Source organism: Roseateles sp. DB2, assembly GCF_051857535.1.
Lineage (GTDB): Bacteria > Pseudomonadota > Gammaproteobacteria > Burkholderiales > Burkholderiaceae_C > Roseateles_B.
The window spans coordinates 1-22112 of sequence record NZ_JBPZGY010000005.1; the positions used below are offsets into that span (position 1 = coordinate 1).

Here is a 22112-nt window from a genome sequence, read left to right on the forward strand (position 1 = left end):
GCCGGGGCCATCCTGTGCATCCCTTGCAGACCCGGATGAACCGGGCCATCGCCACGCTGCGCTACAAGGTCGAGCAGGGCTTCGGCACGATGAAGCGGCGCTTCCACTTGGGCCGGGCACGGTGCTTCGGGGCGGCCAAGACGCAGGCGCAGATGGCCTGGGCGGCGCTGGGGCTCAATCTGCTCAAGGCGACGAGGAAGCTGCAGAGCGGGCGACTGCAGCCGTGTCCGAGCAGTAGTCCGTCTTGAGGGGCCCAAGGGCCTGGGGGAAGGGCTCGAAAGGTCCCCAAACGGGCCCAAAAACTCGAATCCTTTGCGCATGCCGAAATCTTCAGCGTGTGGGCCGAGTGGCTGCGCGCGATGGGTTCAGTTGTGCAGCGGTCTCGAATCTTGAACGGCGCCGCCCTCGCCACAGCCGCCAGGAAGGCGTGTGCCGCTGCTGCGGTCTTGTGGCTTTTGATGGCGATGAAGCCCCAGCGCGTAGCCCAGTCGATGGCCACGATATTCGTCCGGGACCCGACAGCTGGCGCCAGCGTCACAGATGGCAATGGCACCAGGCGCGCCAGATCATCGACTGGACCTTAGCGCTGCTGGGCGACATCGACCACTGTCAGGGAGCCTGCGGCTCTGAACTGCAACGTCGACAGCAACCCGACGAGATGCGCTGAACTCCGGCGCGCTGTCGCGTCTCAATCGGGCTCTACCTCACGGCGAAGTTGCATTTGGCTTGCCACTATTCGCTGAAGCCGGTGCGCCGACCTCGCAGATGGGATGTGTTGCACCATTCATCGAAAGGTAGGCGCACCATGAAACTGGCACCATGCCAACCTCCGCCCTGCGCATGTCAATGCCTTCGACAGATTCGATGTCGCAAACGCGCCGCGTTCCATTGCCCTCATCGCAAATTTGAGAACCGTACCGCTGCGGTCGCCCCTGGCTCAGTTGAACTCGATCATAGAGCGTTGCCCACATACGCTTTGGAAGTTCCCCAGCCTCAGCTGCGGCTTGTACGAGTGGCAGGTAGCGAATCTTGAATTCAGGCGGTGCATGCTGCACGACAAACCAGGCATTCTCACCAGCTCTATTCCCAAAAGCGGTTTTGGATGGCCAGCCGCAACGCATGACAAGATCCTCAAGCTCTGCCTGCAGCAAGGACTCCTCTTCCTTCAAGGCTTTACTCACTCGATCATATTCTTCGCGTGGGACTCCAGAGGGATTTGCATCAATCAGCTTGCCCAGCTCAATCCTGCCTTTTTGATCGCGCTCAAGCCAGGTGTTTGTGCGACGAACCTCTGCTTGCCAATCACACGATGTTGATATTTTAAAATCCGGAAGTGGTGGAGACTCCTTCTTGATCTCCGGTTCGTTTGCAAACACATTCGCAAGCGCAAGCATAGGCGCACAAACCATCAAGCACATTTTCTTCATCACGCCCCCAAAGCAGGAATGGCGGCAAGCCAAGAGACTTGCCGCCAAAACATTGACAAACCGATCTATTTAGTCAACGTAAATGTTGTCAGTCTGGCTGGTGCAAACCACAGCCCCACCTGCCTTGGGGTCGGAGCAGCTGTTCTCCCGCGTTGCCACGTTAGCACCGCCGCCAGAAACATGCTTGACTTCAGCGTCAGACAGTTCCACGGCAAGGGCTTCGCCCAGCAGTTCGATTTTTTCGTTCATTTTTCCTCCAAATTGCCTCATTAAACAGAACTTCAATTGACGAATGAGGCGAACGTCAATCCATTCCTTGATCCAGGCTTGTACTCAAAATCCGGATCCCCTGATATCAGGAAATCGCAATAGAAATCCAGCAACGGCAGATCTGGGTTGGCTTGCTCTGCCCACAGAAAATTGCCCGCCTGATTCACTTCAAAGAAGACGATCTCACCATTTTTTGTGACGCCAAGGTCTATGGATCCGCTGACAAGGCCAAGATGTTTCATCAAGTCAAGACACATAGCCTTGGTACGCTCATCCAGGTCCCAGGGATGAACGCATCCCGCTCTGTGTGTCAACACTCTCGAATCAACGAATCGCTTATCTTCGGTTTGAAGGCGGGCCGAAATGAACGACTGCCCTGCAACCAAGACTCTTATATCAAACTCCAGATCGACACGTCTCTGATAAATTCCGGGAACTCCACTCAGCAATTTGTCATTCGCCAAAACTGTAGGCGTCACAAGGGCAGTGCAACTGGTCTTGTGACCAAAGCTCGCCTGACGGAACATCTTGTGAACCACCCCACCATCTTCATGCCTGCTGCAGAAGCTTCTTATTTCCGCCGGATCATTGGAAATTAGCGTATCCGGCACTTCAAATCCAACACTGCTGGCAATCTGCAGCTGCAGCAGCTTCTCTTCAGCAGCCCACGCATTTTTCCAATCATTGACCCATAGCGACTTGAATCGACCTAGCGCGGAGTAACATGCACGGCGCGCAGCAATATATTCCTGCTCAATCACCCGCATCCTGTTGGCCTCAATCGAGCTCAACCTATTAATTACTGCATCCCGCCTATACCAAATCACTGATATCTCATCGTCGTCAAGCCCAATCCAGGCATTGCCATGACGCTTGGGAAACTGAAGCGATATGCATTCTTCCGATGGAAATCCAAATGCACCACGAATCTCACATCGATGACCAATTGATTGAAGCGCTCGACTCACAATGTTCGCATGCGCATCAGCCTCGAATGAAATTATTAGAATCATCGAATTACTCAATAATTTTCGACAAAACGCTCCACTGACTAGCTTAGCCAAAGCAGTCATTGTCAGATTTATGGGGTAACCAGAATAGGGTCTTGTGGTGAGAAAACTGAAGCAGCGCTTCTGCCGGTTGTCCGGTTTTCTACTTCTTTAAATGACTCAATCAGTAAATGTTTGAGTCAGTGCGACCACCAATACTTTGAAGGTTATCCCAGCTCATTAGCAGCGATAACTGCCATTTCTTGCGGGGTGTCGAAGGTCATATATCGGCAACTATTGAGATGCGCCGAAACTGATCCTGCGAGCGGCAAAGGCTGGTGGTCGGTTTGGCTAGGGTTAGCCGGCGGCAACAGGTTCAGACATCGTCCAGCTTTACAGGTGAGACAGGCAGCTCACCCTGTCCTTATCTTTTCGTGCGCTATTCGCTCAAACATTCCACCGAAGAGGTGGCGCCGAACTCTGTGTTGCTCAGCGGGATTGAGCTTTTCTGTCTTGTGGCCCAGCACCAGGGCTTCTCGGCCGCCGCACGCGCGGCGGGGCTCACCACGGCAGGAGTCAGTCGCTCCGTCAACCGCCTGGAGACACGCCTGGGCGTCCGCTTGTTCACCCGCACAACACGCAGCGTCAGCCTGACGGTGGATGGCCAGCGCTTCTTCGAGCAATGCCGGGAAGCGCTGGCGCAACTTGCTGAAGCAGAGCGCGAGATCACGGGCCAGCAGGTGAAACCGTCAGGGCTGGTTCGGGTCAGCTTGCCAACGTCCTACGGCCACTTTCGCGTCTTGCCGGTGCTGCACGAGTTCACAAGAAAGTACCCGGACATCGCCCTTGAAGTGCAGATGACCAACAGGAACGTCAACTTTGCCGGCGAAGGCTTCGACCTCGCAATTCAGGGGCGCAACCCGCCCGACTCGGGTCTTGTCGCCAGGAAGCTTGAGGATGCTGCTTTGGTCGTGGTGGCCTCGGCGGACTACCTGAAGCGCTTCGGGCAACCCAGCACCATCGCCCAACTGAAGGATCACGAGTGCATCCAGTTCCTGCTGCCAAGCACAGGCTCAGCCGTGCCTTGGGTTTTCCAGAAGGAGGGCGAGACACTGGAGGTCGCCACGCACGGCCGACTCCGCTGTGCCGATGACATCCTGGGTCCGATCACGCTTGCGCGCAGTGGCGCCGGTCTGGCGCAGACCTATCGTTTCCTGGTGGAGGAGGAGCTCCGCGATGGCCGGCTCAAGGAGGCGCTGACCGAGTGGGGCGGCAGTTCCCGGCCCTTCTCGCTGCTCTACCCAGGAAACCGCCACGTGCCGCTTCGGGTCCGCGTGCTGATTGACTTCCTGGTCGCCAGGTTTAACACGCGTTCCAAGCTGGGGATGCCCTAGCCAGTGCCAATCGGGGCAAGCCATGGCCATGGGCGCTTTGCCGCTGCTCACCACGGGCCATGGTGCTGGTCTGATCAGCACGGTGCGCGGCGAGTTTTCGGCTCAAGGCGATGAGGGGGCGGCTGGGCTAGCATTGCCGCCATGCGCCTGCTCCTTGCCGAAGACGAACGTGCCCTTGCCGACTGGCTGGTCCGCGCCCTGCGGCAGAGCGACTTCGTCGTGGATTGGGTGGACGACGGCCGGCTGGTGGCCGGCCAGCTCCAGACGACGCGCTACGACGCGCTCATCCTGGACCTGGGCCTGCCGGGCCTGGGCGGCCATGAGGTGCTGAGCCAGCTGCGCAAGGCGGACTCGCGGGTGCCGGTGCTGGTGCTGACGGCGCGCGACTCCCTGGCCGAGCGCGTGAGCACCCTGCACGAAGGCGCGGACGACTTCCTCGCCAAGCCCTTCGAGATCCAGGAGCTGGAGGCCCGGCTCGTGGCCCTCATCCGCCGCTCGCGCGGGCGCGAGCAGCCGCGCTTCAGCTGCGGGCCGCTCTCCTACGACGCTGCGACCAAGCAGTTCACGCTGGACGGCGAAACGCTGGCCCTGTCGCCCCGCGAGCATGCGGTGCTGCGCACGCTGATCCAGCACAGCGGCGAGCCGCTCTCCAAGCAGGAGATCCTGGAGCGCCTCTTCTCGGACGAGCAGGACGTGCGGCCCGAGGCCGTGGAGGTGCTCGTTCATCGGCTGCGGCGGCGCCTGGAGTCCGGCAAGGTCCGCATCACCACGCTGCGCGGCCTGGGCTATGTGCTGGAGCCTGCGTGAGGCTGGGCTTGCAGCTGCCGCAGCTGCCGGCCGCCTGGCACCGGTTCAGCGTGCGGCGGACGCTGCTGACCCTGTCCCTGCCCATCATGCTGGTCATGGTGAGCATCGAATCCGCCCTGACCTGGAAGACGGGCCTGCAGGCGGCCAATGCGGCCTATGACCGCTCGCTGCTCGGGGCCATCAAGGCCATCGACAGCAATGTGTCGACGGATACCGGCCTGTCGGTGGAGCTGCCCTACCGCATGCTGGAGTTCTTCGAGCTGACCGCCAGCGGGCAGGTCTTCTTCCGCGTCAGCACGGACGACGGCCTGGTCGAGATCGGCAATGCCGGCCTGCCCCTGCCGCCCAAAGGTCTGGCCCTGGGCGTGCCGCAGTTCATCGACGCGGAGTACTTCGGCGAGCCGGTGCGCGTCGGGGCTTTGTCGCGCGAGTTGGATCCCGAACACCCGGGACGCCGGCTGGTGATCCAGGTGGCCGAGTCCACCACCTCGCGCAATGAGTTTTCCCGGGGCCTGCTGCTCCAGGCCATCGGTCGTGATGCGCTGACCATCCTGGTGGTCACGGCCACGTTGGCCCTGGTCATCGGCTGGGCCCTGCAGCCGCTGGAGCGGCTGCGGCGCGAGGTGGAGGCGCGCTCCGAGGACGACCTCTCGCCCGTGGACGAGACCCAGGTGCCGGCGGATGCCGCGCCCCTGGTCCGGGCCATCAACCACCACCTGCAGCGGCAGCGCGAGCTCATCGAGGGTCGGCGCCGCTTCGTGGACGATGCCTCGCACCAGCTTCGTACGCCCCTGGCCACACTGTCCACGCAGGTGGGCTATGCCCTGCGCGAGCAGGATCCGGCGCGCGTCAGCGAAGCCCTCGTGGCCTTGAAGTCCCAGATCGAGGACACGGTGCGGCGCACCAACCAGATGCTGGCCCTGGCCCGCGCCGACACGGCCGAGGTGCAGATGGAGGCGCTGGACCTCAACGCCCTGGCCGAGCGCTGCGCCCGGGACAGCTGGCCCGCCGCACGCGCCGGCGGCGTGGACCTGGGGCTGGAGCCGGCCCCGGAGCCCGTCCTCGTGCTGGGCCATGCGGGCCAGCTGCGCGAGGCCCTGCTGAACCTGCTGGACAACAGCCTGCGCTATGTGCAGCCGGGCGGGCAGGTGACGGTGCAGGTCTTCGCCGACGCGCAAGGCGCCTGCCTGCGGGTGGTCGACGACGGCCCCGGCATCCCGGCTGCCGAAAGGCCGCGGGCCGGCGAGCGCTTTTTCCGCGGCAGCAATGTGGCGCTGCCGGGCTCGGGCCTGGGGCTGGCCATCGTGCGGGCCGTGCTGCAGCGGCATCACGGGCGCATGGAGGTCTCGGCCGCCCAGTTGTCATCCGAGGGCGGCGAGCGCGGCACGGCCGTGAGCCTGCGGCTGCCCCTGCTGCCTGTCAGTGACGCCGTGGCAACGCAGCGGCCACTGAAAGGCGACTGAAAGCCACGGCTTCGTAGAGTGCGCCCATAGCAGGTGGCAGACCGTTCCCCAAGGCCCAGGCTTCCGGGGGACGGCGAAGATCACCGCACGGAGACGACATGCCCAAAGCCTTTCCATGGATGGCGGCACTGGTCCTCGCGGCCCTGGCGATGGCGCCAGCGACCCAGGCCCAGCCAGCCGCGCCCGCATTCGCGCCACCGCCCGAGTGCATTGCCCCGGCCAAGCCGGGCGGTGGCTTCGACCTGAGCTGCAAGCTGGCGCAGGCGGCCCTTGCCCAGGCCGGCCTGGGGGCGCAGCCCCTGCGCATCAGCTACATGCCAGGCGGCGTCGGTGCCATTGCCTTCGACACCCTCACCACCCGGCGACCGGCCGAGGCGCAGACCCTGGTCGCCTTCTCCAGCGGCTCCTTGCTCAACCTGGCCCAGGGTCGCTTCGGGCGGCACAGCCTGCAGGACGTGCGCTGGCTGGCCGCCATCGGCGCGGACTACGGCATCGTGCTGGTGAGCAGCCAGTCCCCCTGGAAGACCCTGCCGGACCTGCTGGCGGCGCTGAAGGACAAGCCGGGCAAGGTCACCTTCGCGGCCGGCGGCACCATAGGCAGCCAGGACTGGGTCAAGTCGGCCCTGCTGGCAGCGGCGGCGGGCGTGGACCACAAGTCCATGCGCTTCGTCGCCTTCGAGGGCGGCGGCGAGGCCACGGCGGCGCTGAAGGCCGGGCATGTGCAGGTCTACGCGGGCGATGCCTCGGAGGTGGCGGACAAGCTGCCGCCCAACGGACCTTTCCGCGTGCTGGCCGTCATGTCGGAGCAGCGCCTGCCGGGTCTGCTGGCCCAGGTGCCCACGGCGCGCGAGCAGGGTGTGGACATCGTCTGGCCCAGCGTGCGTGGCTTCTACATGGGGCCCAAGGTCCCGGATGCTGCCTTCCAGGCCTGGAGCCAGCGCTTCGAGCAGCTGATGGCCACGCCGGCCTTCGACAAGCTGCGCGCCCAGCACGGCCTCTTTCCGCTGGCCCTGACCGGGCCTGCGCTGCAGGCCCATCTCGAGGACCAGACCCGACGCTTCGCCGACATTGCCGAGCGCTTCGGCCTGCGCCGATGACGGGCGCCTGACCCTTCCCCGCCTGGACTGCGCGGACCTGTCGTGAGGGACAGGCCGGGGTCAGGTGTTGCCTGCAACTGCCTGATCCCCCGTCTTTCCAGGCGTCCCGACCGATTTTTCCCGACCCCAAGAACCAACGGAGACCTCCATGAACAAGACTTCCCGTCCCCTGAGCGCCTGCGGCCTGGCCGCCCTGTGCCTGGCGGCGCCGCTGAGTGCCGTGGCCCAGAGCTCGGTGAGCATCTACGGCATCGCCGACGTGATCGTCGAGCACCGCAACCACATGTCGGCCACGGGCGGCAGCCGGACCTCGGTGACCTCGGGCGGCATGAACACCTCGCGCTGGGGCCTGCGCGGCAGCGAGGACCTGGGCGGCGGCCTGAGCGCCGTGTTCAACCTGGAGGCCGAGGTCGGCATGGACACGGGCGCGGCAGCGTCCAACTACTGGGGGCGCCAGGCCAATGTGGGCCTGCAGGGGGCCTTCGGCCGTGTCGTCGCGGGCCGCTCCTACACCACCGCCTACGACTTCCTGCTGCCCTTCGACCCCATGGGCTATGCGCCCTTCTACTCCTGGGCCACCTCGGCCGGTGCGGCTGGCACGCGCAAGGACGGCATGATCACCGGCGCGCCCAACCTCATCAAGTACGAAGGCAGGTTCGGCCCCGTGAAGCTCGGTGCCACGGTGGCCGCGGGCGAGGGCGCCTCGACCGGCCGCTATGCCGCGCTCGGTGCGGTCTACGAGGCTGATGGCCTGGGCGCCGTGCTGGTGATGGACCAGCGCGACCAGCAGACTGGCGCCACGAGCAAGGAGCAGACCGTCCATCTCGGTCTGAGCTATGACATGAAGCCGGTGAAGCTCTTCGTGGCCCTGCGCCAGTACAGGAAGACGCCCACCGCCGGCACCGAGCAGAAGAGCACCCTGGGCTGGATCGGCGCCACCTGGGCCGTCACCCCGCAGCTGGACCTCACGCCGGCCTACTACTTCCAGTCCATCAAGAGCGGCCCTCTCACCCCGGAGAACCCGCACTTGCTGGCCCTGCGCGCCAAGTACGCGCTGTCCAAGCGCACCTGGCTGTATGCCGTGGCCTCCACGGCCGGGGCCAAGAGCGGCGTGGTGAGCGTCTCGCGCGATGACGCCGCCTTTGCCGACACCCAGTCCAGCTTCGGCGTGGGCATCCAGCACCGTTTCTGAAGCCGCCATTCCAGGAGTCCACCATGCCTCACATCACCCGACGCACCTGCCTGGCGCTGGCCGCCACGGCCCTGTCCTGCGCCGCCCTGGCCCAGGTGCCCGCCGGTTATCCGGCCAGCTACCAGACCCTCATCGACGCCGCGAAGAAGGAGGGCAAGGTCACCATCTACACGCCCACCGACGCTGCGGCCGGCAAGCCCCTGGTCAAGGAGTTCGAGAGCCTCTATCCCGGCGTCAAGGTCGAGTACATGGACATGAACAGCGTGGAGTTGTTCAACCGCTTCATCAGCGAGACCGCCGCCGGCACGACCAGCGCCGACGTGGTCTGGAACTCGGCCATGGACCAGGCCGTCAAGCTCGTGGCCGACGGCTATGCGCAGCCCTACGAGTCCGTCGAGACCCGGGCGCTGCCGGCCTGGGCTGTCTACCAGAAGACGGCCTATGGCACGACCTTCGAGCCGCTGGGCCTGGTCTACAACAAGCGCCTGCTGCCGGCCGCGGACCTGCCCAGGACCCACGCCGATCTCGTCAAGCTGCTGGCCGACCCGCGCCTGCAGGGCAAGGTCACGACCTACGACATCGAGAAGGCCGGCGTGGGCTTCCTCTACCTGACGGCGGACGTGCACGTGAACCCCGCGCTGACCTGGGACGTGGTCAAGGCCATGGCGGGGGCCGGCGTGAAGCTGCAGTCCTCCAGCAGCACGATGATGGAGCGCATCTCCTCGGGCGAGCAGCTGCTGGGCTACAACATGATCACCTCGTATGCCCACGCCCGCGCCAAGAAGGACAGCAACATCGGTTACGCGCTCCTGAAGGACCACACCCTGGTGATGAGCCGCGTGGCCTTCATCGCCAAGGGAGCCAAGAACCCGAACGCGGCGAAGCTGTGGCTGGACTACCTGCTGTCCCGGCGCGGCCAGACCACGCTGTCATCAGCCTCCGAGCTCTACTCCATCCGCTCCGACGTGGAAGGCGAGATGACGGCCCAGGCCCTGCAGAAGGAGCTGGGCCTGAGCCTGCGCCCCATCGCCATCGACCAGAACCTGCTGACCTACCTGGAGCAGGGCAAGCGCCTGGAGTTCATCAAGACCTGGCGCGGCTACGTCGCGCGCAAGTGAAGACCTGACCCCCGGGAGTGACCCTGATGTCCATGACCCCATCCCTGCCGCGCCAGCGCGGCCGATCGCCAGGCCTCCCGGGGCGCCCCGTGCTGCCGGGCCTGCCGGCCCTGGGCCGCTTCCTGGTGATCGGCCTCACCGTGCTGGTGGTGCTGCTGCCGCTGGCCATGATCGGCTACCAGAGCCTGCTGTCCGCGCCCTTCTTCATGCCCCGGCACGAGGTCTCGCTGGAGGCCTACCGCTTCGTCTTCGACGATCCGGACTTCTGGTTCGCGCTGCGCAACTCGCTGCTGATCGCGGGCGGCATGGTGGCCATCGCCGTGCCCCAGGGCGCGCTGCTGGCCTTCCTGATGGTGCGCACCGACCTGCCGGGCCGGCGCTGGATCGAGCCCCTGCTGCTGACGCCCATCTTCGTCTCGGCCGTGGTGCTGGCCCTGGGCTATGTGGTCTCCGCCGGGCCCAGTGGGCTCTACACCCTGTGGTGGCGGCAGGCCTTCGGGCCGGAGTGGTGGGATGTGTACTCCATCGGCGGCATCGCGGTCATCGCGGGGCTGACCCATGTGCCGCACGTCTACCTCTACGCCTCGGCCGCCCTGCGCAACCTGGGCAGTGATGTGGAGGAGGCCGCCCGCGTGGCCGGCGCCTCGCCGCTGCGCGTGGCTCGCGACGTGAGCCTGCCCATGGTCATGCCCTCCATCCTCTTCGCGGGGGTGCTGGTCTTCTTCCTGGGCTTCGAGGTCTTCGGCCTGCCCCTGGTGCTGGGCGATCCTAATGGCTACCTGGTGCTGACGACCTATATGTACAAGCTCGCCAGCAAGCTGGGCTCGCCGTCCTATCACCTGATGGCCGTGGTGGCGGTGCTGATCGTGCTGGTGACCTTCCCCTTGGTGCTGCTGCAGCGCCGCCTGCTGCGCAGCGCCAGCAAGTACGTCTCCATCAAAGGCAAGGGCGGCCGGCAAGTGCCCCTGCGCCTTGGCGGCTGGCGCTGGCTGGCCCTTGGCATCGTGGCGCTGTGGCTGTTCCTCACCGTCTTCGTGCCGGTGTCGGGCGTGGTGCTGCGCTCCTTCGTGTCGCAGTGGGGCGAGGGCATCTCCCTGGTCGAGGCCTTCACACTGCAGCATTACGTGGACGTCTTCGAGCAGGACAACCTGGTGCGAGCCATCCTCAACACGCTGGGCATGGGCGTGATCGGCGGGGCGCTGGCGGTGGCCTGCTACACGGCCATCTCCTTTGCGGGACATCGCCGCAAGGACCTGGCCACCCAGCTGATGGACTACCTGGTGCTGGTGCCTCGCGCCGTGCCGGGCCTGCTGGCGGGTCTGGCCTTTCTGTGGGTCTTCCTCTTCGTGCCCGGCCTCAAGGAATGGCGCAATTCCATGGTCGCCATCTGGGTCGCCTACACCGTGATCTGGCTGGCCTACGGGCAGCGTGTGGTGCAGAGCGCGCTGATGCAGGTGGGGCCGGACCTGGAGGAGGCGGCTCGCACCGTCGGCGCCACGGCCTCGCAGGTCAGCCGGCATGTGACGCTGCCGCTGGTGCGATTCGGCCTGCTGTCGAGCTGGCTGCTGATCTTCCTGATCTTTGAGCGGGAGTACTCGACCGGCGTCTACCTGCTCTCGCCCGGCACCGAGGTCATCGGCGCGCTGCTGGTGTCCATGTGGGCCTCAGGGGCCACGGACCTGGTCGCCGCACTCTCTGTCATCAACATCGTCATGGTCAGTCTGGGTCTGGCCGTGGCACTGCGTTTCGGGGTGAAGCTCCATGACTAAGCTCGTCGTCAACGACATCCACCTGGGCTACGGCACGGTGCCGGTGCTGCAGGGCGTCTCCTTCAAGCTCAAGGCCGGCGAGGTGGTCTCGCTGCTGGGCGCCTCGGGCAGCGGCAAGACCACGCTGCTGCGCGCCGTGGCGGGTTTGGAGCATCCCTCGCAGGGCAGCATCCTGCTCGACGGCGAGGCGCTCTACGACGCCGCCCGCGGCATCGACCAGCCCGCCGAGCGGCGCTCGCTGGGCCTTGTCTTCCAGTCCTATGCCCTGTGGCCGCACCGCACCGTGGCACAGAACGTGGGCTATGGCCTGCTGCTTCGCAAGGTGCCCGCGGCCGAGGTGAAGACCCGCGTGCAGGCGGCGCTGGACAACCTGGGCCTGGGCCATCTCGGCGAGCGCTACCCCTTCCAGCTCTCGGGCGGCCAGCAGCAGCGCGTGGCCATCGCCCGGGCCCTGGTCTACAACCCGCCGGTGATCCTGCTGGACGAGCCGCTGTCCAACCTCGACGCCAAGCTGCGCGAGGAGGCGCGGGCCTGGCTGCGAGCGCTGATCGTGAAGCTGAACCTTTCGGCCCTGTGCGTGACCCATGACCAGACCGAGGCCATGGCCATGAGCGACCGCATCCTGCTGCTGCGCAACGGCCGCATCGAGCAGGAGGGGACGCCGCAAGAGCTTTACGGCGCCCCGCAGACGCTCTACACGGCTGAATTCATGGGCAGCAACAACCGCTTTGAGGCCACGGTGGATCAGGTCGGCGCCGACGCCGTGCGCCTGCAGGGGCCGGCCGGCTCCCTGCTGGCGCAGAGCCGCAGCCCGCTGCGCGTGGGCGACAAGGCCCAGGTCGTCATCCGCCTGGAGCGCGTGGGCGTGGCCGACGAGCCGGGGCCCAACCGCATGCAGGCCCGCATGATCACCTCCATGTACCTGGGCGACCGCTGGGAGTACCTGTTCGAGAGCAGCGGGCTGCGCCTGCGTGCCTTCGGCCATGCGCCCCGCGAGGCGGGCCGCGACTACTGGGTGGACCTGCCCGCCGAGGCCTGCTGGGCCTACGCGGCCTGAGCCTCGCAGCGCCGGCTCAGACGGCGAAGCGCCACTCCTGGATGGCCGCATGCGCCGGCCGCTGCTCGCGCGCCGCGCGGGCTCGTGCCGCCTCCACCCAGCGCCGTGCCAGGGGGAAGGGGCCGAAGCCGGACTCGCTGTTGATGTGGCCCACCGCGCCCAGGTTGCTGTAGCTGGCGCCCCAGCGGCTGGCCCAGCGCAGGGCGCTGGCCGCGCTCATCCAGGGGTCGTTCTGGCTGGCGATCAGGCTGCTGGGCACGGCCAGGCGGTGGTGGGGCAGGGCCTCGGCCAGGCCGAACTTGTCCGGCTCTGCCGGCGCCACGAAAAGGACCTGGCGGATGGGCGTGTCGGGGTGGTCGGCCAGATGCCGGGCCAGGGCCAGGCAGCCGAAGCTGTGGGCCACGGCGACCCACTCGCCGCCGGTCTCCTCGCGGCCGGCGCTCTCCAGCGTGCGCTGGATGCGGTCGGCCCAGCGCGGCAGGTCGGGCTGGCTGAAGTCGCGCTGCACCACGCGGCGCGAGTCCCGGTACTGCTGCTGCAGCCAGGTCTGCCAGTGGGCGGGACCGCTGTCGTGCAGGCCGGGGATGATGAGCAGGCGGGGGGCGCGGTAGGCCATGGCGGTCTCCTCAGAGCGTGGCGATCGAGACCTCGGTCGACTTGACCAGGGCCACCACCTCGCGGCCCACGGCCAGGTCGAGGTCCTTGATGGAGCGCGTGGTGATGACGGAGGTGACGATCAGTCCGCCGGCCGTCAGCACGTCGACCTCGGATACGACCGGCCCTTCGATGATCTCCTTGACGGTGCCGCGGAACTGGTTGCGCACATTGATGGCGGTGATGCTCATGGAAGCTCCCTGTGGTCGGTGAAGCCCGCCCGATGCGGCGGGTGCTGGTGCCCAGCTTAGGCAGCCGGGCAGGTACACGGAAGGAACAAGAACGCAGCAGCTCATGCGCCGCCCGTCGATGACCCCGGCCGCTCAGGCAGGCAAGACCTGACCCTCGCGGGCCTCATGCACCGCCTCGCGCGTCCAGGGCGGCGCGAAGGTCTCGATGAAGGCATAGGCGTAGTCGCGCAGATAGGCGTCGCGCCGCAGGGCCAGGCGGGTCATGTTGTCGGCGAAGAGATGGCGGGCGTCGATGGCCGCCAGGTGGCGGTCGCGCTCGTCGTCATAGGCGATGGCCGCGACGATGCCCACGCCAAGGCCCAGCTCCACATAGGTCTTGATCACGTCGGCGTCCATGGCGGCCAGCACCACGTGCGGCGCCAGGCCCGCGGCCTTGAATGCCTGGTCGATGTGGGAGCGGCCGGTGTAGCCGGTCTCGTAGGTCACGATGGGGTAGTCGGCCAGGCGCTCCAGGGTGAGCGTCTCGCCGCGGCGCTGGGCCTCGGCCAGGGGGTGGTTCCGGGGCGTGACCACGGTGTGGGTCCAGCGGTAGCAGGGCAGGGCGACCAGGTCCTCGTACTGGGCCAGGGCCTCGGTGGCGATGCCGATGTCGGCCTCGCCGTCCAGCAGCAGCCGGGCGACCTGCTGAGGCGAGCCCTGCTGCAGGGTCAGCTCCACCTCGGGATGGCTGACGCGGAAGTCCCTCACCACCGGGGGCAGGGCATAGCGCGCCTGGCTGTGCGTGGCGGCGATGCGCAGCACGCCACGGCCGGCGCGGGCGAAGTCGTCACCGGCGCGGCGCAGGTTCTCGGCCTCCTGCAGCAGCCGCTCGACGATGGGCAGCACATTGCGGCCCGGGTCGGTGAGGCCGGTCAGGCGCTTGCCGGCGCGCATGAAGATCTCGATGCCCAGCTCGTCCTCCAGCTCGCGGATCTGGCGGCTGACACCGGGTTGGGAGGTGTGCAGGGCGGCGGCCACCTCGGTGAGATTGAAGCCGCGGCGCTGGGCTTCGCGGACGGATCGAAGTTGCTGAAAATTCATGGCGTGCCTTCTTGTTATGCGCTTTTCATTCTTGCGAGGGGTGCCGTCGCTGTCCTCCAAGAAAAAGTGCAAAGCATGTGAAGCCGGGCGTGAAATCTGATGCAGGGCAGCTTGTGCCGGCCGCAACGGGCCGGCTTCCCAGCGGGCGGCCGGGCTGCTAAGGTCAGGCGCCGGCCCTCCGGAAGCTCCGGGCGGCGGTGGCTTGTCGTCCCGGGGGCGCAAGCCTGGCGGCCATGGATCTCGACGGGCCCGGCGAGGCCCCAAGGAGTACTCAGATGCGTTTGTCGAACCTGCGAGTGGGGGTGCGTCTGGCGGCCGGCTTTGCCGTGCTGCTGGCACTGGTGCTGGCGATGGGGCTCTATGCCCTGGACCGGGTGAGCCGGGTCCATGACAGCGTGACGGCCCTGGCCGAGGACTGGTTGCCCAGCACCCAGCAGCTGGCCGGCATCAACGAGGCCCTGAACCAGATGCGGCGCGCCGAGCTGCAGATGCTGCTGGGCGGTGATGAAAAGTCCATGAAGGACGAATCCGCCCGCATCGCCAAGCAGTGGGAGGTCCTGCCCAAGCTGATGCAGGCCTACGAGGGCACGCTGGGCGAGGGCTCGGAGCGCCAGGCCTTCGCGGCCCTGCAGGCCGCGGTACAGCGCTACCAGGCCAGCCAGCCGCAGCTGCTGGGCCTGCTCAAGGATGGGCGCACCGACGACGCACGCGCCTACCTCCGGGGCGACTCCCGCCAGGCCTTCCGCGCGACCACCGACGCCATGGTCAAGCTCACCGAGAGCAACACCGCGGGCGGAGCGGCGGCCTCACAGCGCAGCCACCGGGACTACAGCTCGGTGCGCTGGGGCATCGGCCTGATGATTGTCGTGGCCCTGCTCCTGGGCGCCTTCGTGGCCGTGCTGCTGACCCGCTCGCTGACCACGCCCCTGGCCCATGCCGCGGCGACCGCCGACCGCATCGCCGATGGCGACCTGAGCCTCCCCGTCAGCTCGGACCGCCGCGATGAGCTGGGGGACCTGCTGCGTGCCCTGGCCCGCATGCAGGACGCGTTGAACGCCTCGGTCAGCAGCGTGCGGCGCGGGGCCGACGCGGTGGCCGTGGCGGCGCAGGAGGTGTCCAGCGGGGGCCACGACCTGTCGGCCCGCACCGAGCAGGCGGCAGCCAGCATCGAGCAGACCTCCGCGGCCATGCAGCAGGTGGCGGAGACCGTGCGCCACAGCGCGGCCTCGGCCCAGCAGGCGCACCAGCTGGCGCAGGCCGCTGCCGAGGTGGCGGCACAGGGGGGCAGCGTGGTGGCCCGGGTCGTGGAGACCATGAACGGCATCCAGACCTCCTCGCGCAAGATCGGCGACATCATCGGCGTGATCGACGGCATTGCCTTCCAGACCAATATCCTGGCCCTGAACGCCGCCGTGGAAGCGGCCCGGGCCGGCGAGCAGGGCCGTGGCTTCGCCGTGGTGGCCGCCGAGGTCCGCACCCTGGCCCAGCGTTCGGCCCAGGCCGCGCGGGAGATCAAGGCCCTGATCTCGAACTCCGTCGAGCAGGTGGACCGGGGCGGCCAGCTGGTGGGCGAGGCGGGCAGCACCATGGAGCAGGTCGTGCAGTCGGTGCAGAACGTGCGCCAGCTGATCGGGGACATCGCCTCCACCGTGCAGGCCCAGACGCAGAGCGTGGGCGAGGTCAACACCGCCATCGTCCAGATGGACGGCATGACCCAGCAGAACGCGGCGCTCGTCGAGGAGTCCGCCGCGGCGGCCGAGTCCCTGAAGACCCAGGCGGACGGCCTCCTGGCGGCGGTGAGCAAGTTCAGGCTGAGCGCGACATGAAACGCGCCTGAGTCGGCGGCCCGGTCTCCGCGCCGGGCCGGCAGCGGCCAGCCTTCGCCTCACCTGGCAGAACCTTCGCTTCGCCCGCTTTCCCATGGGAAGGGGGTGAAGCGAAGGCGAAGGCCCTGATCGCCAGTTGCCCAGCCAGGCCAACGCCCGGCTTCTTGCCGGCGGTGGCCGTGCTTACCTGCGCAATGGCATCAGGGACGGCGCATCAGCGCGGTAGCGTGGGCCGTCCCTTTCCATAAGGGCGGCGATCTTCTCGCGCCTGGACAGGAGCATTCCATGTCAGATCAGCCTCAGGCGGTTGACCACGGCAACCGCCTGGGCCCGATTGGAGACATTGAGTTTGGCGTAAACGTTTTTCAGGTGGAATTTGACGGTCCGCTCCGAGGTGTAGAGGATGCGGCCGATTTCCCAGGAGGTTTTCCCCTCCACCACCCAGCGCAGGACGTCGCGTTCCTTGTTGGTCAGGCTGATGCCGAAGAAGTCGTCCTTCACCTGATGGTCCACCGCATGAAGGGTGAAGGTGGAGTGCAGGTAGAAGGCAACGAAACTCAGCAGCAGCGGATGCTGGCCGCCGACCTCGTCGCATTCAAACTGCCAGAAGGTGTGGACGTCATCGGTGCCAGAGATGGCCGAGCGCACGCTGGCTGCCAGCCCGGAGCGCCCTTGCATGCGCGCCAGCAACTCGTTCGAACCTTCTGGCACGCCCAGGTCGAGGTGGTCGCGGCTGGCCCACTGGAAGGCATGGTCGATCTGGTTGAACTTGGCAAAGCGCGCGCTGTAGGCCTCGATGCCAATGGCACTGCTCAGCTTGGATTGCCCGACAAACCCCTCATCCTGTCCCCCGTTGTAATAAGCAAAACCTCTTGACAGAGCCTTGCCTTCGCGCTCGTGGAGCAGCAAACAGCGCTTGAATGGAATCACCTCGTTGAGACGCTGGGTAAATTGATCCAGCTGGTCAATGAAATCTGCTGAAGGGCGGATTTCATTGATGATTTTCGAGAGGGTTTCCAATTCTCCGGTTGTGGCGTGAATATTAGACATACCTATCTCTTAGAACAAATAACTCCCTATCCCAGCACGGGCAGCAAAGGTGCTGCATCGCGGCTGTGATCAGAAGGCTTTCCTGTGTCAACACGATGACCCGGACTCCACGGAGGGTGGAGAGGGTCAGGGCGAAATATAGAGAAAACTATGCGGTTCTCTCTGTGGCGATAGAAACCTGCGCCTAACGCCTCGAATTGTGCCGACCATTGAAGACAGCAATGGCAGCCTCAGTGTTGAATAGGATAAGCGACGTTCCGGCGAGAAAATATCCCATGAACAAACGCTCTGACCTGTAAGGACTGACACTGTTTGTAAGACGGTGACGATGCTAATTTCAGCCCGATTTTGGTAAGTTTTACCTTTCTTGTTGAGTAATTGATTGAATAGTCGGGGCCGCGCCTCCGGCAGACGGCAGGAAGCCGCTCTGTTCGAAGTTCTCGAAGTAGCGGTCCAGCCACTCGGCGGCGGGGCGCAGGCCTTCTGCCAGTGCCCGGGGCGCCCAGGCCTTCAGATGATCCAGGGCGATGGGCAGACGGGCGCCGACGCTCGGGTCCGCCACCGGATTGAGCTTGTGCAGCACGGGGATCAGCATGGCCAGGGGATGGCTGCTGTCCTGGCGCACGTGGTCGCTCAACTGGGCCAGCCAGTCCTCGTAAGGCAGGCGCTCCAGCGCGAAGCCGCGTGCCTCAATGAGGTCCACCACCTCGTCAAGGGAATTCCACACCGGGTTCAGCACATGCACCGCATGGCCGGGTGCCGCGGGATGCCGGGAGGCTTCCACGATCAGGCGCGCGGCGAGATCCACGGGCAGGATGTTGTCGAAGCCGACGTCCCGCGGGGCCTTGCCAAAGACGGCGATGCCCTTGATGAGGCGGCTGAAGAGATCGTCGGTGTTCATGCGGCCTGTGACGGAGTGCCCCACGATGCGCGAGGGCCGGTAGATGCACACCGGCAGGCCGCGGCGCCCTGCCTGGGCGACCAACTGCTCGGCCACCCACTTGCTCTGCTCGTAGCCGCCTTGCAGGAGATCGTGGAAGGGCAGGTCCAGGTCTTCGCCAATCGTCTCAGCGCGGCGGTTGAGCACGCCCACCGTGGAGATGTAGTGCACGGGCTTGGCGTGGTCGGCGCAGGCCAGGCGCAGGATGTCAGCCGTGGCGTCCACGTTGGCGGCCTTCAGCATGGCGTAGGGGTAGACGAAGTTCACCATCGCGCCGTTGTGATAGATCGCGTCCAGTTGCGCGGCCATCTGGGCATGGAGCGTGGGCGTCAGGCCCAGGTTCGGTGCGCCCAGGTCGCCGGGCAGGGCCACGATGCGCGCGGCATGGCGCGGGTCCCACAGGCCGTGTGTCTGCAGGGCCTCGACCAGGCGCTGATGACCGCTGGCGGCGTCGCGCGCCCGTACCAGGCAATGCACCCGAGCCTCTGTGCTCGCCAGCAACTCGGCCAGAAGGTGGGCGCCCAGGAAGCCGGTCGCGCCGGTGAGCAGCACCTCGCGGGGCTCGCCCTGGCGGGGCGGGGCCGCGGGGGTGATGGCGGCGTCGAGCACCGCTTCGGCGGGCAGGTCAACGGGGGCCTGCTCAGCGGCCTGCTCGCCCGTGCGCAGGCGGGCGGCCAGCTCGGCGATGGTGGGGCCTGCCATCAGTTGCTCCATGCCCAGGCGCATGCCCAGCTTCTCCTCGATCTGGAACAGCATCACCGAGGCCAGCAAGGACTGCCCCCCAAGATCGAAGTAGTTGGCATGCACGCTGATCTGCGGGGTCTTGAGCAGGGTTGCCCAGATGGCGTGCAACTGCTGCTCGAGCTCGTCGCGGGGGGGCACATGCGCCCCCGCGTCGGTAGGCGCCTGCGCCAGGCGCAGCAGGGCCTGGCGGTCCATGCGGCCCGGGACGCCGTCGGCGCCGGCCAGGCGCGGCAGCGCCGGCAGCACACGCGACTGCAGCCCCTGCAGGCCGTGGGCGGCGGCGGCCTTGAGCAGCAAGGCGCAGAGCTCGGCGGGGTCCGCCCCATCGATGGGCACCAGGAACAGGCAGGACGTCCAGCGACCCTCGTCGTCCACGAATTCGATCAGGGCCAGCTCCCGGACGCCTGGCGTGCGCATCAGAGCCCGTTCGAGTGCACCGCCGCAGGCCAGCGCCTCGTGTGTGGGCGAGTCCAGCAGGGTGTGCGCCTCGATGGCCAGCCCCTGCGGCCCCTGCCAGGCCGGCAGACCGCTCAACAGGCGCGGCTGCTGGCCCGCCAGCCAGCCTCCGGTGCCCGCACTGCTGTGCTCGATGCGCAGCAGGCTGGGCACGCTGGCGCCGGCCAGCTGCAGTTGGCCGCGGGCATAGGCCGCGGCTGCATGCTGATGCGGGTCCCGCAACTGCAGGACGGTGCCTGGCGCGGCCCGCAGGACCAGGTGCGCGGTCGAGCCCACCGCCTGGGCATGCGGCAGCGAATGGGCGGGCAGGTGCCAGTCTCGCTGCAGCCGGGCCTGGGGCGCCAGCCGCTGCAGAACCCGTTGGCCGGCGGGGCTCAGGGTCGTCGCATCCACGGACCAGCAAGCCAGGGCCGGGGTCGGCATCACCATTGGCAGCTCGGCCAGCCGGTCCAGACGGCGGGCTTCATCGGTGCTGAGCAGCACGCTGTCGAAGGCCAGGGCTTCGGTGGCCTTGCCTTGCAGCAGGGTGTCGAGTTCGCTCGCCGTCAGTGTGTGAAGGGTGCCGCCTTGCAGCAAGGTGCGCAACGCGGACCACAGCGCCCTGCCGCTCAGCCAGCCGGTCGCGGCCAGTTGCGCAGGGGCGCTGCCAGCGTCCCCGGCGCCCAGGGCCTGGACCAACTGCGCCTGGGTGTACCGGATGAGGCGGGTCTTTGCCGGGCCCGTCGATCCTGGCTCGGCCAGGCTGTCCAGCAGGCTGCAGGTGCCAGTCGAGCTGGGAGCCTGAGTGGAGGTGTCGGGCCGGCCCTGTGCTTCGCTCAGCAAGGTCGACCAGGCGAGAAACCCACCAGTGCTGGAGGCGTCCCCCGGGGGCAGTGCGCCTGCGCAGACACGCATCCTTGGGCTCAGGTCTTGCATCAGGTGCGGAGGCCAGTCGTTGCTCGCCTGCGCGGGCCAGAGACAGTCCAATCCGGCAGCAAGGGCAGACAGCAGCATGGCCAGGCTCTGGACTGGCGCCTGTTCGTCCGGGCACAGCAGCACGTGGTCACCCGCCTGCAGGCCCTGGGTCCGCCAGGCGGCCAGCCCTTGGTGGCAGGCGTCGAGCAACTGCGCATGGCTGCAGCAGTCTCCCTCGCCCGCCAGCAAGGCCGCCCTTTGCGGATGCAGGCGGGCGCGCTCCTCCAGCAGAGACAGGAGGCTGCGCGAGGGGGCCGTCGTATCCCCTGGCGCCGTCGGCACGGACGCCGGCAGAAGGCCGATGCTGCCCAGCGCTGCTTGAGGCTGGGTCACCAGGCGCTCCAGCAGGGCCTGGAACTGCTGCCCCAGGCTGGCCATGGCCTCTCGGCTGAACTGGGCCTGATCATGGCTCAGGGTGAACTGCAGGGACTCGCCCGGCAGCACGATCAGTGCCAGGCCGTAGCTGGTTTCCTCGACGGCCCGCACATCGTCGACCTGTAGGCCGTGGGCCGCCACCATGTCGCGGAAGGCCGCCTGGCCAGGGTAGTTCTCGAACACATAGATGGCATCGAACAGGGCCTGCTGGCGCGGCAGCTCGCTGCAGGCCAGCACCTCGGACAGGGCGCTGTAGGCCCGCGCCTCCACTTCCTGGGACTGCTGCTGCAGGCCTTGCAGCCAGTCTTGCACGGAGGACTGGGCGTCCAGCTTTACGCGCATGGGCAGGGTGTTGATGAAAAGACCCACCATGCGTTCCACGCCAGCCAGGGCGGGATTGCGGCCTGACACCACCATGCCGTAGCAGAGATCGTCCTGCCCCGCATGCAGCGCCAGCAGCAGGGCCCAGGCGGCCTGGCAGAGGGTGTTGAGCGTCAGTCGGCTGCTGCGGCACAGCTGCTGTGCCTGGGCGACCCAGGCCGGCGGCATCTGGCCCTGCCAGTGGCCGAGGCGCCGTGGGGCATCGGCGTCGGCGTCGGACGGCTGCATGGAAGGGGCCCAGCGCAGGACCTGTCGATAGCCGGCCAGCTGCGCCTTCCAGAAATCCAGCGCAGCCGGCGCATCCTGCTGACGCAACCAGGCGAGGTAGTGGCGATAGTCCCGGGCCGGGCGCGGCTGCCCCGCCAGGCGGCCGGCGTAGTGCTCGAAGACCTCCGCCAGCACGATGGGCATGGACCAGCCATCCAGGATGGCATGGTGGTAGGTCCAGAGGAAGCGTGTCTGTTGCGCGTCCAGGCGGATCAGGTGCAGGCGCATCAGCGGCGGGCGGCCGGCGTCGAAGCCCTGTACGCGGTCGCTGTGAAGCAGGTCCTCGAAGCGCACCTGCTGCTGCAGCGGGTCCAGGGCCGACCAGTCCAACTGGGTGATGGGCAACTGCACCGACTTCAGCACCACCTGCAGGGGCTGGGCCTCCTGCAGGCGCATGAACAGAGTCTTCAGTACATCATGCCGCTGGGCCACCGCCTGCCAGGCCTGGCAGAAGCGGTCCCATTCCAGCGTGCCCCGCAGCAGGCAGGAGAACTGCTCGACATAGACGCCGGAGCGCGGGTCCAGCCGCGAGTGGTGCAGCATGCCGTGCTGCAGGGGGCTGAGGTAGTGGATGGTGTCGACGTTGGGATTCATGGTGCCGTGGTGCGATG

At 66.7% G+C, this 22112-nt stretch carries 18 protein-coding genes; 10 read left to right on the top strand and 8 right to left on the bottom strand.

Features of this window, described 5'->3' with window-relative positions:
- Positions 1-248, top strand: a 248-nt coding sequence (locus tag ACS5PK_RS09575; RefSeq protein WP_439440007.1) for a transposase, incomplete at its 5' end; no start/stop codon positions are given.
- A gap of 456 nt (positions 249-704) precedes the next feature.
- Here the strand turns inward: ACS5PK_RS09575 and ACS5PK_RS09580 are convergent.
- The 3 genes from ACS5PK_RS09580 to ACS5PK_RS09590 form a co-directional block, all read right to left on the bottom strand.
- Positions 705-1427 (bottom strand): DUF6624 domain-containing protein, encoded by a 723-nt coding sequence (locus ACS5PK_RS09580; RefSeq protein WP_439440346.1) that lies wholly within the window; start codon positions 1425-1427, stop codon positions 705-707.
- Between the two features lie 69 nt (positions 1428-1496).
- Positions 1497-1676: a hypothetical protein gene (locus tag ACS5PK_RS09585; RefSeq protein WP_439440008.1), complete on the bottom strand. Its 180-nt coding sequence runs from the start codon at positions 1674-1676 to the stop codon at positions 1497-1499.
- 32 nt (positions 1677-1708) lie between these two features.
- Positions 1709-2770 (bottom strand): hypothetical protein, encoded by a 1062-nt coding sequence (locus ACS5PK_RS09590; RefSeq protein ID WP_439440009.1) that lies wholly within the window; start codon positions 2768-2770, stop codon positions 1709-1711.
- A gap of 350 nt (positions 2771-3120) precedes the next feature.
- Between ACS5PK_RS09590 and ACS5PK_RS09595 the strand changes: the two genes are divergently transcribed.
- From ACS5PK_RS09595 to ACS5PK_RS09630, 8 genes are all read left to right on the top strand, one after another.
- Complete coding sequence (locus tag ACS5PK_RS09595; RefSeq protein WP_439440010.1) at positions 3121-4080, top strand: LysR family transcriptional regulator; 960 nt, start codon at positions 3121-3123, stop codon at positions 4078-4080.
- Between the two features lie 141 nt (positions 4081-4221).
- Entirely contained in the window at positions 4222-4887 is a 666-nt protein-coding gene (locus tag ACS5PK_RS09600) for a response regulator (RefSeq protein ID WP_439440011.1), read from the top strand.
- Positions 4884-6350, top strand: a complete 1467-nt coding sequence (locus ACS5PK_RS09605; RefSeq protein ID WP_439440012.1) for a sensor histidine kinase N-terminal domain-containing protein — start codon at positions 4884-4886, stop codon at positions 6348-6350. Before ACS5PK_RS09600 ends, ACS5PK_RS09605 begins: the two co-directional genes overlap by 4 nt.
- A 98-nt stretch (positions 6351-6448) precedes the next feature.
- Positions 6449-7447 (top strand): tripartite tricarboxylate transporter substrate binding protein, encoded by a 999-nt coding sequence (locus ACS5PK_RS09610; protein WP_439440013.1) that lies wholly within the window; start codon positions 6449-6451, stop codon positions 7445-7447.
- Between the two features lie 148 nt (positions 7448-7595).
- The gene (locus tag ACS5PK_RS09615; RefSeq protein WP_439440014.1) at positions 7596-8639 is read left to right on the top strand and encodes a porin; all 1044 of its coding nucleotides are present in this window, start codon (positions 7596-7598) and stop codon (positions 8637-8639) included.
- Between the two features lie 23 nt (positions 8640-8662).
- Positions 8663-9757 carry an ABC transporter substrate-binding protein gene (locus ACS5PK_RS09620; protein WP_439440015.1) on the top strand — a complete coding sequence of 365 codons (1095 nt, stop codon included), beginning with the start codon at positions 8663-8665 and terminating at the stop codon, positions 9755-9757.
- A 26-nt stretch (positions 9758-9783) separates the two neighbouring features.
- The gene (locus tag ACS5PK_RS09625; protein WP_439440016.1) at positions 9784-11526 is read left to right on the top strand and encodes an ABC transporter permease; all 1743 of its coding nucleotides are present in this window, start codon (positions 9784-9786) and stop codon (positions 11524-11526) included.
- Positions 11519-12583, top strand: coding sequence for an ABC transporter ATP-binding protein (locus ACS5PK_RS09630; RefSeq protein WP_439440017.1), 1065 nt, complete (start codon positions 11519-11521; stop codon positions 12581-12583). Before ACS5PK_RS09625 ends, ACS5PK_RS09630 begins: the two co-directional genes overlap by 8 nt.
- Before the next feature lie 16 nt (positions 12584-12599).
- Here ACS5PK_RS09630 and ACS5PK_RS09635 read toward each other — a convergent pair whose 3' ends face one another.
- From ACS5PK_RS09635 to ACS5PK_RS09645, 3 genes are all read right to left on the bottom strand, one after another.
- A complete protein-coding gene (locus ACS5PK_RS09635) occupies positions 12600-13199 on the bottom strand; it encodes an RBBP9/YdeN family alpha/beta hydrolase (protein WP_439440018.1) in 600 nt (199 codons plus the stop codon).
- A gap of 10 nt (positions 13200-13209) precedes the next feature.
- The gene (locus ACS5PK_RS09640; RefSeq protein ID WP_439440019.1) at positions 13210-13428 is read right to left on the bottom strand and encodes a TOBE domain-containing protein; all 219 of its coding nucleotides are present in this window, start codon (positions 13426-13428) and stop codon (positions 13210-13212) included.
- A 132-nt stretch (positions 13429-13560) separates the two neighbouring features.
- Positions 13561-14508, bottom strand: coding sequence for a CysB family HTH-type transcriptional regulator (locus tag ACS5PK_RS09645; RefSeq protein WP_439440020.1), 948 nt, complete (start codon positions 14506-14508; stop codon positions 13561-13563).
- Between the two features lie 275 nt (positions 14509-14783).
- Here ACS5PK_RS09645 and ACS5PK_RS09650 point away from each other — a divergent pair, with 275 nt between their 5' ends.
- Complete coding sequence (locus ACS5PK_RS09650) at positions 14784-16334, top strand: methyl-accepting chemotaxis protein (protein WP_439440021.1); 1551 nt, start codon at positions 14784-14786, stop codon at positions 16332-16334.
- 288 nt (positions 16335-16622) lie between these two features.
- Here the strand turns inward: ACS5PK_RS09650 and ACS5PK_RS09655 are convergent, their stop codons facing one another.
- Both ACS5PK_RS09655 and ACS5PK_RS09660 read right to left on the bottom strand, forming a co-directional pair.
- Positions 16623-17384, bottom strand: a complete 762-nt coding sequence (locus ACS5PK_RS09655) for a helix-turn-helix transcriptional regulator (protein ID WP_439440022.1) — start codon at positions 17382-17384, stop codon at positions 16623-16625.
- Between the two features lie 358 nt (positions 17385-17742).
- Complete coding sequence (locus ACS5PK_RS09660; RefSeq protein WP_439440023.1) at positions 17743-22095, bottom strand: thioester reductase domain-containing protein; 4353 nt, start codon at positions 22093-22095, stop codon at positions 17743-17745.
- Between the last annotated feature and the right edge of the window lie 17 nt (positions 22096-22112).

What these genes read in the sequence shown, in the direction of transcription:
- ACS5PK_RS09610 (WP_439440013.1), top strand. Translation starts at nt 6,449, where the DNA reads ATGCCCAAAGCCTTTCCATGGATGGCGGCACTGGTCCTCGCGGCCCTG.
- ACS5PK_RS09645 (WP_439440020.1), bottom strand. Translation starts at nt 14,508, where the DNA reads ATGAATTTTCAGCAACTTCGATCCGTCCGCGAAGCCCAGCGCCGCGGC.
- ACS5PK_RS09625 (WP_439440016.1), top strand. Translation starts at nt 9,784, where the DNA reads ATGTCCATGACCCCATCCCTGCCGCGCCAGCGCGGCCGATCGCCAGGC.
- ACS5PK_RS09580 (WP_439440346.1), bottom strand. Translation starts at nt 1,427, where the DNA reads ATGAAGAAAATGTGCTTGATGGTTTGTGCGCCTATGCTTGCGCTTGCG.
- ACS5PK_RS09655 (WP_439440022.1), bottom strand. Translation starts at nt 17,384, where the DNA reads ATGTCTAATATTCACGCCACAACCGGAGAATTGGAAACCCTCTCGAAA.
- ACS5PK_RS09650 (WP_439440021.1), top strand. Translation starts at nt 14,784, where the DNA reads ATGCGTTTGTCGAACCTGCGAGTGGGGGTGCGTCTGGCGGCCGGCTTT.
- ACS5PK_RS09620 (WP_439440015.1), top strand. Translation starts at nt 8,663, where the DNA reads ATGCCTCACATCACCCGACGCACCTGCCTGGCGCTGGCCGCCACGGCC.
- ACS5PK_RS09585 (WP_439440008.1), bottom strand. Translation starts at nt 1,676, where the DNA reads ATGAACGAAAAAATCGAACTGCTGGGCGAAGCCCTTGCCGTGGAACTG.
- ACS5PK_RS09660 (WP_439440023.1), bottom strand. Translation starts at nt 22,095, where the DNA reads ATGAATCCCAACGTCGACACCATCCACTACCTCAGCCCCCTGCAGCAC.
- ACS5PK_RS09640 (WP_439440019.1), bottom strand. Translation starts at nt 13,428, where the DNA reads ATGAGCATCACCGCCATCAATGTGCGCAACCAGTTCCGCGGCACCGTC.
- ACS5PK_RS09635 (WP_439440018.1), bottom strand. Translation starts at nt 13,199, where the DNA reads ATGGCCTACCGCGCCCCCCGCCTGCTCATCATCCCCGGCCTGCACGAC.
- ACS5PK_RS09590 (WP_439440009.1), bottom strand. Translation starts at nt 2,770, where the DNA reads ATGACTGCTTTGGCTAAGCTAGTCAGTGGAGCGTTTTGTCGAAAATTA.
- ACS5PK_RS09600 (WP_439440011.1), top strand. Translation starts at nt 4,222, where the DNA reads ATGCGCCTGCTCCTTGCCGAAGACGAACGTGCCCTTGCCGACTGGCTG.
- ACS5PK_RS09630 (WP_439440017.1), top strand. Translation starts at nt 11,519, where the DNA reads ATGACTAAGCTCGTCGTCAACGACATCCACCTGGGCTACGGCACGGTG.
- ACS5PK_RS09615 (WP_439440014.1), top strand. Translation starts at nt 7,596, where the DNA reads ATGAACAAGACTTCCCGTCCCCTGAGCGCCTGCGGCCTGGCCGCCCTG.